Source organism: Exiguobacterium sp. s131, assembly GCF_018617345.1.
In the GTDB taxonomy this organism is placed as follows: Bacteria; Bacillota; Bacilli; order Exiguobacteriales; family Exiguobacteriaceae; genus Exiguobacterium; species Exiguobacterium profundum.
The window spans coordinates 280,752-297,057 of sequence record NZ_JACSJX010000002.1 but is presented as its reverse complement, the minus strand read 5'-3'; the positions used below and the strand labels follow the sequence as shown (position 1 = coordinate 297,057).

The following is a 16,306-nucleotide window of genomic DNA, read 5'->3' as shown; positions in this document are numbered from 1 at the left end:
CTTGCTTTTCAAGTGTACACTTACGGATGGTTTGAACAGAACGTTGATTAATAAGGAGGATTCATTATGTCATCAGTAGTCGTAGTGGGAACGCAGTGGGGCGATGAAGGGAAAGGGAAGATCACCGATTTCTTATCGAAACAAGCCGAAGTCGTCGCGCGTTATCAAGGGGGAGACAACGCTGGTCACACGATCGTCTTCAATGATACGAAATATAAACTTCACCTCATTCCGTCTGGGATTTTCTATTCGGATAAGACGTGTGTCATCGGGAACGGGATGGTCGTCAACCCGAAATCACTCGTGACAGAACTCGCTTACTTACATGAACGGGGTGTGAGCACGGATAACCTCCGGATCTCGAACCGGGCGCATATCATCTTGCCATACCACCAGCTTCAAGATCGTCTCGAAGAAGAGGCGAAAGGTGACGCGAAAGTCGGTACGACACTGAAAGGAATCGGTCCAGCGTATATGGACAAGGCGGCACGTATCGGGATTCGCATCGCCGACCTTCTCGACAAAGAAGTGTTTGCGGAAAAGCTAAAGACTGTACTTGAACTAAAAAATCGCATGTTCGTGAAAATGTATGAAGTCGATCCAATCGAGTTCGATGACATCTTTGAAGAATACTACGCGTATGGTCAACAGTTCGCGAAATACGTGTGTGATACATCGGTCGTGTTGAACGATGCGCTCGACGAAGAGAAAAAAGTTCTCTTTGAAGGGGCTCAAGGGGTCCTTCTTGATATCGACCATGGAACGTATCCGTTTGTCACATCGTCGAATGCTGCATCAGGCGGCGTATCGAGTGGTGCCGGAATCGGGCCATCGAAGATTCATCACGTGGTTGGTGTCTGTAAAGCATATACGTCACGCGTTGGAGACGGTCCGTTCCCGACAGAGCTCGACGATGAGATCGGTCATACAATCCGTGAAGTCGGGAAAGAATATGGAACGACAACAGGTCGTCCACGCCGTGTCGGCTGGTTCGACTCGGTCGTCGTGCGTCACTCACGCCGCGTCAGTGGGATCACAGATCTTTGCCTCAACTCAATCGATGTGCTGACAGGTCTTGAGACGCTCAAGATTTGTACATCGTATGAGTATGAAGGAAAGCATCTTGACGAGTATCCACCGAACTTCCGCGTCCTTGAGAAGTGTGTACCGGTATACGAAGAGCTTCCTGGCTGGACAGAGGATATCACAGGGGTTCGTCGCTTTGAAGACCTTCCGGAGAACGCACAGCGTTACGTGCGTCGCATCGAGGAATTGACAGGAATCGAATTGTTGACGTTCTCGGTCGGACCGGCTCGTGAACAGACAGTCATCTTGCGTGATATTTACGAAGCATAAGAAAGGGAGCCACCGGGCTCTCTTTTTCTATTTCCACGGAAATGGACCACGCTTTCTAAGCTGTTTAAAAAGAGTTACAATGTAGGCATGTACGTTTAATGATAAGAGGAGGACTCACTGAATGGATCGTACGATTTTAGTGGTAGATGACGAACAACCAATCGCAGATATATTGAAGTTTAAACTTGAAAAAGAAGGTTACCAGGTGCACGTTGCCTATGACGGTGAAGAAGCACTCGTCAAAGTAGAAGAGATTCAACCGGATCTCATCTTGCTCGACATCATGCTTCCGCTCAAGGACGGCATGGAAGTATGCCGTGAGGTGCGGAAGAAATACGATATGCCGATCATCATGTTGACGGCAAAAGATTCCGAGATCGACAAAGTACTCGGACTAGAGCTCGGCGCAGACGATTACGTCACAAAGCCGTTCAGCTCACGTGAATTGTTAGCCCGTGTCAAAGCGAACATGCGACGTCATGCGACAGCACCGGCGCCAGAAGCAAAAGGAGCCAACGCGAACGATATCGTGATCGGCGACTTGACGATTCATCCGGATTCGTACATGGTGACGAAACGGGATGAGAAGATCGAATTGACACATCGCGAGTTCGAATTGATTCATTACCTCGCCCAAAACATCGGGCAAGTGATGACGCGGGAGCACTTGCTCCAAACGGTATGGGGCTATGATTACTTCGGTGATGTGCGTACCGTGGATGTCACAGTACGTCGTCTTCGTGAAAAAGTTGAGGACAATCCATCGACTCCGACGTATATCATTACGCGTCGTGGCGTCGGGTATTATTTGAAGGCAGGAGAAGAAGATTAAACGATGAAACGGACGAACTTCTTTAAATCAATCCAGTGGAAGCTCGTCGTCATCTATGCGCTGCTCATTCTCGTTGCGATGCAAGTCATCGGCGTGTACTTTGTGCGTTCTTTGGAACGGCAATACATCAACAACTTCTCGCAGTCACTTGTCGACCGGGCGAACCTACTGAGCTATAACATCAGTGAGGGGACTGCCGCGAACGAGAGTGACTTGACCACGGACCAGCAGTTGAACCAGTTACTGGATCAGCTGCTGTCTGAATTTACAGAGAGCACGACGCTAGCTGACGACATTCGAGAAGTCCAAATCATCGACACGAACAGTGTCGTCCGGGCAACCTCGAACCAAAATAATCAAAGTCTCGTCGGACAACGGACCGCGAGCACGTTCATTCAAAAGTCATTCGCGACAGGCGGGGCGCAAGAGACGCTCGTCTATGAAGATTCAAATGACCGAATGCGCGTCGTCGCCGTTCCAATCAAGTCGGAAGTGGACGGTACGACGACCGGGATGATCTATATCGAGGCATCGATGAAGTCCATCTACAACCAGATGGAACAAGTGACACGCATTCTCGCAACGGGGACGTTGATTGCCCTGATCATCACCTCGTTCCTCGGAATTCTCTTATCGCGCACCATCACGCGACCGATTGCCGATATGCGGAGGCAGGCCGTCGAGATGCGGAAAGGGAACTTCTCACGAAAAGTTAAAGTGTATTCGGATGACGAGGTCGGTCAACTCGCTTACGCATTCAATGAATTGACGGATGAGTTGATGGAGGCGAACGCGACGACGGAAGCCGAACGACGCCGCTTGACGAGTGTCCTTGAGAACATGTCCGACGGTGTGGTCGCGACCGACCGCTCGCTACGGGTCATCTTGATGAACGACCAGGCGCGCGACATGATTGGGGTCGATGAAGAAGAGGCGATGGGGACGAATCTACAAAATCTCCTCGCATTCGAAGAGGAAATCATCATTCCGGAAGACGGCACGATGCCGACAAAACTGATTGACCTCAGTACGGACGAAGAATTGTTCCTCGTTCGTGCCTATTTCTCACCGATTCAAAAACATAGTGGACCAATCACAGGTCTCATCGTCGTCTTGCATGACGTCACGGAACAAGAACAGGTCGAACAGGACCGCCGTGAATTCGTTGCGAACGTCAGTCATGAATTGCGGACACCGCTCACGACGATGCGTAGTTACTTGGAGGTTCTTGCAGAAGGTGCTTATCAGGATGAGGAATTGGCGCCACGTTTCTTAGAGACGACGCAAAACGAGACGGAACGGATGATTCGCCTCGTCAATGACTTGTTGCAGCTCTCGAAGATGGACAGTAAAGAATATAAGATGCAGAAGGTGAAGTTCGACTTCGTGCAGTTCTTTAACGATATCATCGACCGTCATGAGATGACGAAAGGGGATGCGATTCAATTCCGTCGCAAACTGATGAAGCGTCGCGTCTACGTGCATGCCGATCAAGATAAGATGACTCAAGTCATCGACAACATCATCACGAACGCCATCAAGTTCTCACCAGAAGGTGGGACGATTACGTTCCGGACGATGCTTCGGGCGAAACGCCTCGTCATCGGCATCAAAGACGAAGGGGTCGGGATTCCGAAGTCGAACTTAAAGAAAATTTTCGAACGTTTCTATCGTGTCGATAAGGCGCGGGCGCGAAACATCGGTGGTACCGGACTTGGTCTATCGATTGCCAAGGAAGTTGTATCTGCTCACGGTGGCGACATCTGGGCAGAGAGTGAATTTGGAAGAGGTACAACGATTTACTTCACGATTCCGTTCGATACGATTGTGGAGGTGAATGATTGATGAAACGGTTTACGATTGCAAAGCCGGAACTGTGGAAGTCGTTCATTTTGCTCACGTTAATCGTCACGTCGATTGTTCAAACCATCATCTTGTGGGACTACCATCCCACGTATCAGGCCGTCCAATCTGAAACGCAACTCACGACGGTGGACGAGTCATTGCAGCGTCGAGCGGACCAGGTCATCATTCCCGTTCAAGCGGTCGTGCATGACAACAATGCTGTGTTCGCTTCAAAGAATACACCGAAGCAACTGATGCGTGTCATTCGGGATTCGTTTGAAGCGAGTGAGTTCAAGCCGCTCGCTGTGAAAAACGTCCCGAGTTTCTATACGGATATCAACGAGGGACTGGAGTTGATCTTACCGGAGGCCTACTATGCGGACACGCTCAGCTATATGCTTCCGGGAACGTATAGTCTGTCTGGGAAGATTCCACAGCGAATCCTCATCTATATGGATGACAGTGCGTTCAACATTCGTGCCATCATGAGCGACCAGTCCATTTGGGAAGGGAAGTTGACGAAAGTCGGAAACGGCGATGTGAACAGTCTTTTCTTAAAAAACTCGAGTCGAACGATGAAGCGCGTGACGTATACGGATGAACGCGTGAATTATATCCCGGTCGTCGGACCTGAGATGAATGAGTTGTTCGCGTATGACGTGTCGTCGATTCAAATCGACACTCGTCTCGACTGGATGCGAGATACGTTCTTCCCAGGTGACCCGAACGTTCAAGAAGTCGACCCGGCAAGCTCGGTCGGGGCGTTGACGAATGGTGTCAGTGTGGCGGAATATGATGCGAAACTGAACGCCAGTCGCTATCGAAACCTGTCTCGGAATAGCACCGAGCGTGATACAGCAATCGGGTTAGATTCCATTGTGGAATTCGTGAACTTCCACGGGGGATGGGTCGATGAAGCGTCGGAGAATCAAGGGCTGTCCCTTCGATTCGATGCCATCACACCGGCCAATAAAGGATTTGAAACGACCGTGTTCCGTTTTCACGTGAAAGGGTATCCCGTCTTCAGTCAGCGTGAGGCGTTTATCAACAACGATGCCATCGACTTATCCACATTACGTGTGGAAAACGACGGGGCACAGGTCCGGTCAATCACACGTAACCACTTGGAAATCGATCGCCTAATCACAGTCGGCACGACACAGTTGGCTGATGCGGATGAGGTACTCGGTACGCTCATCAACTCCGGACGATTTGAGAACGTGACCGAGATTCGAATCGGTTATGAGATCGAATATAACGAGGACACGAGCCGCTATGTGACGTTTTCACCGAACTGGTTCGTGCGTGAGGCGGGCCGTTGGGTCCCATACAATCAAGGAGACGATTGGACAGAAAGGATGATGTATCGTGGATTGGAGTAAAGCGAAATCGATTTTAATCTTCGCCTTCCTCGCCTTGAACATCTATCTGTTGTTTCAATTGCTGACGGAAACATGGGCGACCGAAGTCGTGACGAATGACAACACCTCGATCACGCAGATTTTAGACCAGCGGAACGTCGATCCGGCAAAATTGCCACGGATGGGTCGAGATATCGGCTATTTAACGGGTTCGTCTGAAGAGATGTCAGCTGCGATGATCACGAAAAATCGGGAGGCACAGCTCGCGACGACGCTCGACAACATGCAACTCGAGGTCGAGTTGAAACAACCCGTGCCGCTCGATGCGAAGGATTTGCGGACGACCGCTTCGACGTTTGTGGCGGAATATGTTCCGTTTGGAAACGAGTACGCCTACTGGCGCTACGATGAAAAAACGAGACAGGTTGCTTTCGTACAAACATTCGAGGACAACAAAATTTTTTCAGCACCTGAAGTCGAGGGTGGCACGGAAATGTACATCGGTCCGTCCCTCATCCTCATTCAGTTGAACGAGTCGTTCGAAGTGACGGATTATAAACAGCGTCATTTAAAAGACCTCTCCTCAAAAACGCAAGATGACCTCGTGTTGACGGCCAGTGAAGCCATCTCACAACTCGCGTCTCGGAAGTACTTCCAACCGAACCAGGAGATGCGGGCCATCAATACCGGATTTTACAGTTTACCGCTCGACAGCTCTGGCAGTTTGATCATCATGCCACCGCTTTGGTCGATTGGAATTGATGATCAGGTCTACTTCGTCAATGCAATCGATGGAACAGTCGAGCACGTGGAGTTTGAAACGAAAGAATGAAAGGAGTGATTGCGTGACTTTACAGTATAGTGTGTTAGCGAGCGGGTCGACCGGAAACGCCCTCTATATCGAGACGGAACGGACGAAGCTGCTCGTCGATGCCGGATTGACTGGAAAAGCGATGCAACAGCGCATCGAAGCCATCGATCGGTCATTTGACGGAATCGACGCACTGCTCGTCACCCATGAGCACTCCGACCATATTAAAGGTGTCGGGATATTAGCACGTAAGTATAATTTACCGATTTATGCGAATGCGAAGACATGGGTGGCGATGGAATCACTGATTGGAAAGATTGATCCTGCCTTGAAGTTTCAAATCGAAGTCGGAGATGTGAAACAGTTCGGGGATATTGAAATCGAGACATTCAACGTAAGCCATGATGCGGCAGACCCGATGTTTTATCAGTTTGCCCATGACGGGAAACGATTAGCCCATATCACCGACACGGGTTATGTCTCGGACCGGATGAAAGGAATCATCCGTGGAGCGGACGACTTCATCTTTGAGTCGAACCATGACGTCTCGATGTTGCAGATGGGGCGTTATCCATGGAGTGTCAAACGACGAATCCTCGGCGACTATGGCCACGTCTCGAACGAGGATGCAGCCATCGCGATGAGTGAGGTCATCGGTGACCGCACGAAACGGATCTATTTAGCCCATTTAAGTAAAGACAACAACATGAAAGAGCTCGCACAGATGAGCGTCTCACAAACACTCGGCATGCGAGACGTCGACTTAGGTCGAATCAAATTGTGCGACACGGACCCGACAATCCCCACTTCACTCGTTTCTTTATAAGGAAACTTGGGAAAAGACAGTTATCACACTGTCTTGAAGGGGGGACGCGTCGTGAACGAAGAGAGACACCATGAGTATGAACCTCAAGACGTCGAACCTGAAGTACACGAAGCAACAGAAGAGAAATCGACGTATCCGTCTCGGAGCGAATGGCGACCGAAGCAAGAGGAGCACGTACGCCATAAGCCGAGACCAAATATAAAACCGTTGTTACTCGGAGGGGTTGGCGGATTCTTAGGAGCGGCTTTGTTTTTTGTCATCGTGATGCTCTGGGATTCGCCGACCTCTCGTTTTGTGACGAATGAACTGACGCGGACCGAACAGGCCGTCACCGTCACCGAATCGGACGTCACGACCGCTGTCCTTGGGGCGAAGACGTCCGTCGTCAGCATCACCAATATTCAGCGTGCGTTCACCTCGGACTCGCAATGGGAGGCGGGTGCCGGATCCGGCGTCATCTATAAAGTAGAAGGAAACACGGCCTATATCGTCACGAACTTCCACGTCATCGAAGAAGCGGACGAGGTCAACATCGCCTTCTCCGATGGTCAAATCGCATCGGCAACCATTTTAGGCGAAGACCCGCTCAACGACTTGGCTGTCGCCGAGGTCGAGTTACCGAAAAACATCGATGTGGAGCCGATTGTTCTCGGTGATTCCACCGTTCTCCAAGCCGGCGAGACCGTCATGGCCATCGGAAATCCGCTTGGTGTCTTCTCAAACTCGGTCACCCGTGGTATCGTCAGTGGTGTCGAGCGGACGGTGCCGGTCGATACGAACAGCGACGGCTTGATGGATTATAACGCGGAAGTCATTCAAACGGATGCGGCCATCAACCCGGGGAATTCGGGTGGTGCCCTCATCAACATTCGTGGAGAACTCGTCGGAATCAATTCGATGAAAATCGCCGAGGCGAGCGTAGAAGGGGTCGGATTCTCCATTCCCGTCAACGTGGCGCTACCGGTCATTGACATGTTAGAACGCGACGGCAAAGTGACACGGGCGCAGCTCGGTGTCACGATTCAGGAAGTCATCGCTGTACCTGGTAACATCCGAGAAGAGTACGGGATTTCATTCGACCAAGAAGACGGTGTCTTCGTGGAAGAAGTGACACCAGGTAGTCCGGCTGAGGAAGCGGGACTACGTGTTGGAGATGTCATCACGAAAATAGGAGACCGGGAGATCAAACGATACGTCGATTTACGCGATGCACTCTACCGGGATGCGACGGTCGGTGATACGATTACCATTGAGTATTTACGTCGCGGAGAAGCAAGCGAAACCGAGGCGACATTAACTGAAGCAACATAAAGAAGCGGCGACGCTTCTTTTTTAAGGAGGAAAAACTGTGGAAAAAAAAGTATGCAAGGAACATGTTGAAATCGCTTTAGACATCATTGTGGATGAAACAGGGGAGTACCCACTGTTGGAGGAATTATCCACAAGTGAACACGTGACATGTGAGTTCTGTGAAGCCAACGCAACATATATTGTGTCAAGCAAAAACTAATTATCAACATGTGGATTTGTGGATAACTCTGTGGATAACCCTATGGATAACTCCAAAAAAACTGTGGAAAAAGGAAGAATTGGATGAATATTTCAATTATCACGGTCGGCAAACTGAAAGAAAAATATTTAAAGCAAGGAATTGCCGAGTACACAAAGCGGCTTTCTGCCTACGCAAAAGTGCAGGAAATCGAGGTCTCAGACGAAAAAGCACCCGAGCATTTGAGTGAGGCAGATATGTTACTAGTAAAACAAAAGGAAGGCGAACGTATTTTGGCGAAGATATCCCCAGATACGCACGTCATCGCCTTGGCGATTCAAGGAAAGCAGCGGACGAGCGAAGAGTTCGCCCGTGAACTCGATCAACTCGCGACGTATGGAAAGAGTAAAATCGCCTTCGTTATCGGAGGATCGCTCGGTTTGTCGGACGATGTGATGAAGCGAGCCGATGATACGATTTCGTTCTCGAAGATGACATTCCCCCATCAACTCATGAAGCTCGTGTTGTGTGAGCAGATTTATCGGGCGTATCGGATTAATCGGAATGAGCCTTATCATAAGTAAATGAGGTTCAGATTTTATTATGAAAATTGCTGAGAAAAGACAATTAGAATATACATCTTAAAATATACTAAGTTCGGAGGTTTATATGGTTAAGAAAAATGATACTTTTAATATGATTGAGAAAGATTTCCTTAAAAATAATATTAAAATCGATAGGGTTGGTTTTTATGATGATCCAAATTTTATTAGAGTTGAACAAAAAAATTCAACATATCTTAATGAATATGCAAAATATGTTCAATTGAAGATGTATGATGTTGAATATTTAAAGAATGTCAGAGTGAAATTACCAATAATAGCAGAATTATTAAACAAAGAGTTAATAAGAGATGGCCGTCTTGGGGCTTGTATTGATATTTCATCGACGCTTTCTCGTATTTTAGAGGAAGAAGGAATATGGAACCATATGATGTTCGGTTCCCTTAGTATTGAATTTCCGAAAAAATCAGGAATTCCTCAAAAGCATTTTTGGTCTATCGATATTAAAGATAATGTTCGTGCTGCCCATGCTTGGATATTTGTTCCACCATATCATGTAGTTGATTTAACTATAAAGCAGCAAGAGTATAAACAAGGTGAGGAACAATATCTACCTTCTATGATTTTAAGCGAAAGCTATAGAGAGTATACGCCAACTTACAAAGACCTCATTAGTCCAGAAGCAATGAGAATTTTGGCATATCGAGGAATAAAATCAGTAGATGTTTTAAGCAGAACTATACCTCAATTTAAAGTATTCAATAATGATTTTAAATCCATTAGTACATCTTATAATGAAACAAAATTGCACTACATCCCAACCTCAGTAAGCGCACCTGATTTAAGCTTTATAGAGGCTCGCAATTTAAAATTATCGGGAAAATATGGTTATGAGATATATCGAGATATTATTAAACCTGTTTTAAATTTAAAAGATATGTAATTGAGAGTCCATTAACAAAAATCATCAATATATTGACCTAGTGTTATGAGACACATATAAAATATCTTGATTAGGTTGCCAATACACTGTGTTTTAAAGGTATCAGGTGACCTAATTTTTTTTGATCTTTTCTTCGTTACAGTAGTTTAAACAGTGTGTGATTCACTCATCGACCTCATGCTCTTCCAATGAATTGAGTTTGACGTACTGAAATTTCTCAAACTTCAAATCGAATCGAACTATTTAATCATCGCATTATCCTAAAGTTATCTCTTTAAGACATACTGCTCACTAGATGATATCGCTTGACGAAATCTTGAAAAGCATAGGAAGTATAGACGGTCCCTTGATACAAATAGATGATGGTCCTTTTTGGATAGTTTCAATTCTCTAAAACTATTTGTACCGCATCGATTACAAAGGGGCATCTGTTTATGCACGCACAATTTATAGATAGCGATCTCAGTGTTGAATAGATTTATGATGGTGATGACCGTTTATTTCTTTCGAAGGAGCTTAACAATCTGTAGGACTACCTCTTTTTCAACTTGCTTTCGATTTCCGTGTACTTTTTAAAAATTTTGCTTTCCATCTTCAGGTGAGACATTTGTCGTTCTTTCGTGTCATTCTCGCTCGTAGAATCAGGACCGTGCTCGTAGGTGTATTGTTTTCCGATAGGATGATTAAATCGATACCATCACATCTACGTCTCGATTTGATAGATTTGTTTTTAATTCCATTTCTCCATGAATTCTTTTATCGCCAACTCGGCATTCAGTTTCTCTTTCACAACTGCCTATTTATCTTCGCTTGAATATATATTTTTGCCAACTCAAAAATATCTTCGATACTAGTATTTTTTAAAAGTGTATACCTACGAAGGTGTTACATATTGTCTCATAAATTTAGTTTAGTCCATTGCTTCTCTTAGTAATAGTGCTGTTTTAATTAATAAATTGTATAATTAAGGAATAAACAAAGTGCTAGGAGGGATTACTTGAAAGTTTTAAAGAATTGGAAAGAAACGTGGGGAAGTTTAGTAGTTATCTTAATCCCTTTTCTTACTTCTATCGAGTATATAAAAAATATAATCGATAGTTACAAGATTATATGGATTGTAATTTTAGGATTTTTTGTTTGGGCTTGGATTCAAACTAATAAGAATTTTAAATCGAAGAACAATCTTGAAGAACAGATACAATCTTTGTCCGAAAAAAGCAATGTCTTAAAATCAAATTTTGATGCAATTCCAGAAAATATGATTAAGAATCTCTTTAAGTATTTTCAATTAGGAAATAGTGATCGAATTACTGTATATAGGGTAAAGGACAGTGAGTGGTTTATTCCTGTAGGAAGATTTTCAGATAATCCTAATTTTAAGAAAAATGGAAGAACAAAGTATCCTATCAACGAAGGATATATAGGTAAATGTTGGTCTAATGAAGAAGTTATAGAGCGTGGATTACCAAATTTCAACAAAGGGCATACAAGATATTTAGAACAAGTATCAAAAAAAAGTAATATCAGTGAAGAAACGTTAAAGACCCTTGAAATGAAGAGTAGAAGTTTTTATTGTAAAAGACTTGCGTTTAATGGAGACGAAGCTTTAGCAGTTATCGTTATAGAGTCATTAAATCCTAATTTTTCATTTAATACTGATGAATTAAAAGGATATTTAGATGGTCCCTTTGGCATAGCTTTAGTCGACGCTATAAAAAACAACTTACCAATTGGAAAGGAGGAATAAATTATGTTAAAGATTAAGCAAATTTTGAGATATTTTGTTGAAAATTATCCTTATAAAAATGAGCTTTCAAAAACGCGAATTACTAAAATGGTTTTTTTAGCAGATTGGTATTCGTGTTTGTCTACAGGTAAACAACTAACTTCAATTAATTGGTATTTTGATCATTACGGTCCTTACGTAAGTGATGTATTTGAAGCAGCAAAAAAAGATAGAAGATTGCAAGTTAAACAGGAAATTAACTCCTTTGGAACCTTAAAAGAAGTAGTTAGTTTAAAGGATGACATTTTCTTTTATTATGATCATCGAAAAATTGAAGGAATAACTAAATCAATTCTTGATCAAGTCATTGATGATACAAAGAACATGAATTGGACAGAATTTATTAACTACATTTATTCCTCCTATCCAATAAAAAGTTCAAAAAAGTACTTATATTTAGATTTAGAAGCTTTAAGTGTCGAATGTTCAAAAAAAGGTATTAAGTACTAAATAAAAAATTTCAATGCTTTAAAATTACTATAGAGTTTTAACTTAAGTCACTTAGTCAGAAAACACTCACATTAATAAAGAATAACCTGTCGATATTAATGACTTCTTAATATCGACAGGTTATTCTTTTATATCCATTCTTAATTAATTTTTATCCAACCATCTCTAATGAAGGGAGAGTACTAATTAAATCTATGGTTTAAACAGAAACATTAATAATTTGAATCGGATAAGAAAAGGGAAAATTTCTTTTTCTTTATTTTATAAATTATTTAAAAAAGTTTGATAAAGCAATGTTAATTAGAATGATTTTTTATAAAAAAATACAATCCTATATTACTTCGCTTCTGTAACTTTAAAACACGCTCTTTATGAATAAAATTTAAAGTGTTTTCTAAGAAAATAATATGACTAGTATTTAAGTGTGGACTGAACAACAACTTTCCATCTTCGGTAATCGACTCATATGAGCCAATTAAGAAGGAGATGATACTGTCTATGTCTGAATCCCCATTAAATATACGAAAAGGGGCGATAGAGTTAATATTATTTAGAATATCATCATTAATTACAAAACCTACTTTAGAATCTTGAATTATATTAATGGAACTCAAATTTCCACTTTGAAGTATTTCACTTAAAAGTCCTTCAAGTAACTCATTAGAATTGTAATCGTTTACTGGAATTTCTCTAATTATCTTACCAAAGTTATGATTGACTTTACTTAGGGAAGCTTGGTCTAGAATATTATTATTAAGATTAACAACCTCATTATACATGTTAATAACTGAAGAAATTGATTCGGTAATAAACGATTGATAATCCCAATCAGTATTTCTGAAGACTTGAGACTCAGATCTATTTATATTTAAAATAAGTTTATTTATAATTTGTTTTTCATTATTGAAGTATTTATTCCATATGTAAAATAGAGAAGGAAATTTATCTTTTAGATCATCCAAAAAACTCAATTGTATAGTATTTTGATTACTCATTAAATTTTTCAAATCACTAATATATTTACTTTTTAGAGTTTGCTGATTGTCTTTATAATACCAATTTTTTATATTTAATTTTTCTAAACAGTCTATTTTATCTAAAATAGACGAGTTCAATAATGTTAACCAGCCTTTAAGGTTGTAGTCTTCTTGCTTAGCAGTAGTATTAAAAGATTTTAATTCTACAGTTGCTTCAGGCGGTGTAATTCCCACAAGTTCTCTTCTCTGTTCTTTAGAAAATTTATTTTTGAATATCCTCTCAATTCCATCTGTATCTAAAATATTAAATACTATATGCTTAAAACTATTTTCTAAATGGTTTATTTCATCCCAAACTGAGGGAGGAGTACCTTTATATTTATCGTTTAGCACATAAAAGAATGTTTTAATTGGCCATTTTGTATCCCATGATTCGAATAAACCCTCGAAATCTTTATTCAATTTGTTTAATGCATATGCCTCAGTTCTTTTTAGTGAAATATCCTCTGGAGCATAACATTGATAATATTCGCCACGCGAGGGCAAGAATCCGTCGTTTTTTCTATCTCCTTGTCCACCAAAAGCTCTAACTCTACGGAAATCTTCTTTATATATTGCCATGAAATTACAGAAGAAATTTTCGAAAGCTTGTCCGTCGCTCATTAAAAGGTTTATTTTAAATTCTTTGAGTTGATATTCAAAAACTAAGTCCATAGCTCTCTCCTTAAAAAATAAAATGATATTATACAACTAGTATTATCATATACAAAAGAGATTATGAATTCCCAATTATTCTATAACAAATTTAATTTAGTATGATTTTAGATTTTTTACTATAAGTATCTTATAAGGAAATACTTAAAAATCATAAAAATCTTATTTAGCCATATTATTGTGAACCATACCATAGATGATGAATGTAAAATGAGTGCTTGAATCAAACCTCAAGCACTCATTGTTTTTATACTGTGACGAAGGGAGTAAAGAAAATGGTGTCATCGTATTCGAAAATTTATAACCTGTTACGTCAATCCGACTCTAATCCATACGAAGATTACTTAACTGAAATCATCGCTCCAATTTTCGAACAACCGGATCTATTGACGGATTTTTTTAAACGTTTTGCAGATGTGAACCTTTCTGAAATAAGTCGTGTGAAGGCATATACACAAAAAACGTACAGTAAACTACATACACATGATACCGACAGTCGACCTGATCTCGTCATCACGTTTAGCGAAGGGGACACGAAACATCTCGTCTTCATTGAGAACAAGTTAGGTAGCGGTGAAGGACATCATCAATTGAAACGTTATCGAGAACATCTTGAGCAAAGTGAAGTAGAAGGATTTTCGACATACCTGTTTTATATCACCCGATACTTTGACCCAAAACATGTCGCTTCCACCTCAACCAAGTTCTTTCAATTGCAGTGGTTTCAACTCTACATATGGCTTCAAGAATATAACAAACAAGATTTGTATTACAAACAAGTACTCAAGTATATGGAGGACATTGAATTGAATAAATCAAGAACATTTCTACCTCAAGATGTATATGCGATTCAAAACTTAGGGAGAACCATTTCGATGTTGGATCAGTGTTTGAATGAACGAACGACGCATACATTTACGAATTTGTTTGGAAAGCTGAAACCATGGGGGAATCGTGCGATTGAACTCCGTGAGTACAATCGATATGTCATTCAAAATGATCAAAGTGATTGGAAATACATCGGCTGTGGATTCAGTTTTGAACAAGCTGATTACCCAGAAGTATCAGTTTACATAGAGGTTCACCCAAATAGTAAACATAAATCGATTCTGATGGACGCTTTCAAACAATTCGCAGCGACAAATGAAGAATGGATCTATGAAGCTCCGGAAGATCGAAATGACGAATTTATGTTATACGTTTGTCAATCGTTGACGCATTTCTTAAGTGCTCCAGACCACATCGATGCGATTGAGACATTTTTCATTCAAAGGTTAGAAGAATTGAATGAACTGAAGCAAAGTTTGTCGCAACTGAATTGGATTGTAGTCGAGTAAAACTTGATGATGCTGAGTGAGTAGATGGGTCTCAAACCATCTACTCTTTTATTTGAAAAAAACTAATTTAATTGAATAAAAATTAAATTTATGGAATTAAAGTAGGTATAATATGTATATGAAGGAGTCGTTACATAATTTTAGAAGGTACTTGAATATATTAAAAGGAGATCGAATATGAAAAGAATGATTGGAAGAGTTTCATTTGTTTTACTCACGCTCATCTTGATTGGTATCATTGCGATTGTAGTGATTAAGCCGAGTGTATTTTCAACTAATCAACAGGCTGATGTATCGCTCGTCAAAGATCGACTCGTCGAATTGACGGAGTTGACAACGTTAAAGTATGAATACAGCAATGTTATTGTCAGTCGAAACAGCACGAAAGTTCCTTTGGTTGAAATCAAAATAGCCGAAGCAATCAAGCTGATTGAATACTCAGGATACCTCAAAGCAGGTACGGATCTCTCTAACATGGAGGTCTCATACAATGACACGACTGAACAATTGAACGTCACTGTACCGCACTCAACCATTTTAGACAATGTAGCGAACACAGATGATGCGAAAGTGACAGATGTAAAAGGAACACTTTTTTCTGACTATCCCTCGCAATTGATTTTTGATGAAATCAATAAAGAGAAGGCAAAAATGGAAAAGACTAAGATTGAGCAAGGGTTGTTGACAGAGGCAGACGAGCGCATTGAAGCGTTCTTGACAGAGTTTTTAAAGAATAGCGGTTATGAAACGGTGGCAATCGAGTTCAAATAATCGTTGTGTCATTATGACCTGATAGGTTGAGGAAATCGTGCCAGAAGTCTACGAGGCAGAACCACTCGACTTACAACTCGGATATGTTTTATCATCTCCAGAGACTGCATCATAACGATGTGGTCTTTTTCATGCATAAAATCGCTCAACTCCAAGCTTTTCCTCCTATGAAGAATTGAGGATTTCGAAAAATTGTGATAGAATCACAAGGCAAATGATTATCATTATCAGTCGATAATGTTAGA

The 16,306-nt window shown here is 41.9% G+C and carries 15 protein-coding genes; 14 read left to right on the top strand and 1 reads right to left on the bottom strand.

Translation table 11 applies throughout. From position 1 onward, the window contains the following. The first annotated feature begins 66 nt into the window (after nt 1-66). The 12 genes from KNO69_RS12140 to KNO69_RS12085 all read left to right on the top strand — a co-directional run bounded on the left by KNO69_RS12140 (nt 67) and on the right by KNO69_RS12085 (nt 12,262). A complete protein-coding gene (locus tag KNO69_RS12140; protein WP_078145962.1) occupies nt 67-1,356 on the top strand; it encodes an adenylosuccinate synthase in 1,290 nt (429 codons plus the stop codon). A 121-nt stretch (nt 1,357-1,477) separates the two neighbouring features. Then, nucleotides 1,478-2,188 (top strand): response regulator YycF, encoded by a 711-nt coding sequence (gene yycF / locus KNO69_RS12135; RefSeq protein ID WP_015880237.1) that lies wholly within the window; start codon nt 1,478-1,480, stop codon nt 2,186-2,188. Nucleotides 2,189-2,191: 3 nt separating this feature from the next. Then, on the top strand, nt 2,192-4,033 hold the full coding sequence (gene walK, locus KNO69_RS12130) for a cell wall metabolism sensor histidine kinase WalK (RefSeq protein ID WP_074035234.1): 1,842 nt from the start codon (nt 2,192-2,194) through the stop codon (nt 4,031-4,033). Next, on the top strand, nt 4,033-5,415 hold the full coding sequence (yycH, locus tag KNO69_RS12125) for a two-component system activity regulator YycH (RefSeq protein WP_159563197.1): 1,383 nt from the start codon (nt 4,033-4,035) through the stop codon (nt 5,413-5,415). Before walK ends, yycH begins: the two co-directional genes overlap by 1 nt. Beyond that, the gene (locus KNO69_RS12120) at nt 5,402-6,226 is read left to right on the top strand and encodes a two-component system regulatory protein YycI (protein ID WP_159563198.1); all 825 of its coding nucleotides are present in this window, start codon (nt 5,402-5,404) and stop codon (nt 6,224-6,226) included. The genes yycH and KNO69_RS12120 overlap by 14 nt, the downstream gene beginning before the upstream one ends. Nucleotides 6,227-6,239: 13 nt before the next feature. After that, nucleotides 6,240-7,031 (top strand): MBL fold metallo-hydrolase, encoded by a 792-nt coding sequence (locus tag KNO69_RS12115; RefSeq protein WP_214818329.1) that lies wholly within the window; start codon nt 6,240-6,242, stop codon nt 7,029-7,031. A gap of 51 nt (nt 7,032-7,082) precedes the next feature. After that, a complete protein-coding gene (locus KNO69_RS12110) occupies nt 7,083-8,342 on the top strand; it encodes a S1C family serine protease (protein WP_053001387.1) in 1,260 nt (419 codons plus the stop codon). Nucleotides 8,343-8,379: 37 nt separating this feature from the next. After that, nucleotides 8,380-8,541 carry a CxxH/CxxC protein gene (locus KNO69_RS12105; RefSeq protein ID WP_214818327.1) on the top strand — a complete coding sequence of 54 codons (162 nt, stop codon included), beginning with the start codon at nt 8,380-8,382 and terminating at the stop codon, nt 8,539-8,541. A gap of 83 nt (nt 8,542-8,624) precedes the next feature. Next, nucleotides 8,625-9,104 (top strand): 23S rRNA (pseudouridine(1915)-N(3))-methyltransferase RlmH, encoded by a 480-nt coding sequence (gene rlmH, locus KNO69_RS12100; protein WP_074034007.1) that lies wholly within the window; start codon nt 8,625-8,627, stop codon nt 9,102-9,104. 85 nt (nt 9,105-9,189) lie between these two features. Next, nucleotides 9,190-10,026, top strand: coding sequence for a hypothetical protein (locus KNO69_RS12095; protein ID WP_214818325.1), 837 nt, complete (start codon nt 9,190-9,192; stop codon nt 10,024-10,026). A 997-nt stretch (nt 10,027-11,023) separates the two neighbouring features. Next, nucleotides 11,024-11,773: a hypothetical protein gene (locus tag KNO69_RS12090; protein WP_214818323.1), complete on the top strand. Its 750-nt coding sequence runs from the start codon at nt 11,024-11,026 to the stop codon at nt 11,771-11,773. Nucleotides 11,774-11,776: 3 nt separating this feature from the next. Then, a complete protein-coding gene (locus KNO69_RS12085; RefSeq protein ID WP_214818320.1) occupies nt 11,777-12,262 on the top strand; it encodes a Panacea domain-containing protein in 486 nt (161 codons plus the stop codon). 296 nt (nt 12,263-12,558) lie between these two features. Here the strand turns inward: KNO69_RS12085 and KNO69_RS12080 are convergent, their stop codons facing one another. Next, nucleotides 12,559-13,953, bottom strand: coding sequence for a hypothetical protein (locus KNO69_RS12080; RefSeq protein ID WP_214818318.1), 1,395 nt, complete (start codon nt 13,951-13,953; stop codon nt 12,559-12,561). A gap of 275 nt (nt 13,954-14,228) precedes the next feature. Here KNO69_RS12080 and KNO69_RS12075 point away from each other — a divergent pair, with 275 nt between their 5' ends. Both KNO69_RS12075 and KNO69_RS12070 read left to right on the top strand, forming a co-directional pair. Beyond that, nucleotides 14,229-15,290 carry a PD-(D/E)XK nuclease family protein gene (locus KNO69_RS12075; protein WP_214818316.1) on the top strand — a complete coding sequence of 354 codons (1,062 nt, stop codon included), beginning with the start codon at nt 14,229-14,231 and terminating at the stop codon, nt 15,288-15,290. A gap of 177 nt (nt 15,291-15,467) precedes the next feature. Continuing rightward, entirely contained in the window at nt 15,468-16,061 is a 594-nt protein-coding gene (locus KNO69_RS12070; protein WP_214818314.1) for a DUF4230 domain-containing protein, read from the top strand. Nucleotides 16,062-16,306: the final 245 nt, after the last annotated feature.

Coding starts and splice junctions, on each gene's coding strand:
- walK (WP_074035234.1), top strand. CDS start 2,192: ATGAAACGGACGAACTTCTTTAAATCAATCCAGTGGAAGCTCGTCGTC.
- KNO69_RS12075 (WP_214818316.1), top strand. CDS start 14,229: ATGGTGTCATCGTATTCGAAAATTTATAACCTGTTACGTCAATCCGAC.
- yycH (WP_159563197.1), top strand. CDS start 4,033: ATGAAACGGTTTACGATTGCAAAGCCGGAACTGTGGAAGTCGTTCATT.
- KNO69_RS12080 (WP_214818318.1), bottom strand. CDS start 13,953: ATGGACTTAGTTTTTGAATATCAACTCAAAGAATTTAAAATAAACCTT.
- KNO69_RS12070 (WP_214818314.1), top strand. CDS start 15,468: ATGAAAAGAATGATTGGAAGAGTTTCATTTGTTTTACTCACGCTCATC.
- rlmH (WP_074034007.1), top strand. CDS start 8,625: ATGAATATTTCAATTATCACGGTCGGCAAACTGAAAGAAAAATATTTA.
- KNO69_RS12095 (WP_214818325.1), top strand. CDS start 9,190: ATGGTTAAGAAAAATGATACTTTTAATATGATTGAGAAAGATTTCCTT.
- yycF (WP_015880237.1), top strand. CDS start 1,478: ATGGATCGTACGATTTTAGTGGTAGATGACGAACAACCAATCGCAGAT.
- KNO69_RS12140 (WP_078145962.1), top strand. CDS start 67: ATGTCATCAGTAGTCGTAGTGGGAACGCAGTGGGGCGATGAAGGGAAA.
- KNO69_RS12085 (WP_214818320.1), top strand. CDS start 11,777: ATGTTAAAGATTAAGCAAATTTTGAGATATTTTGTTGAAAATTATCCT.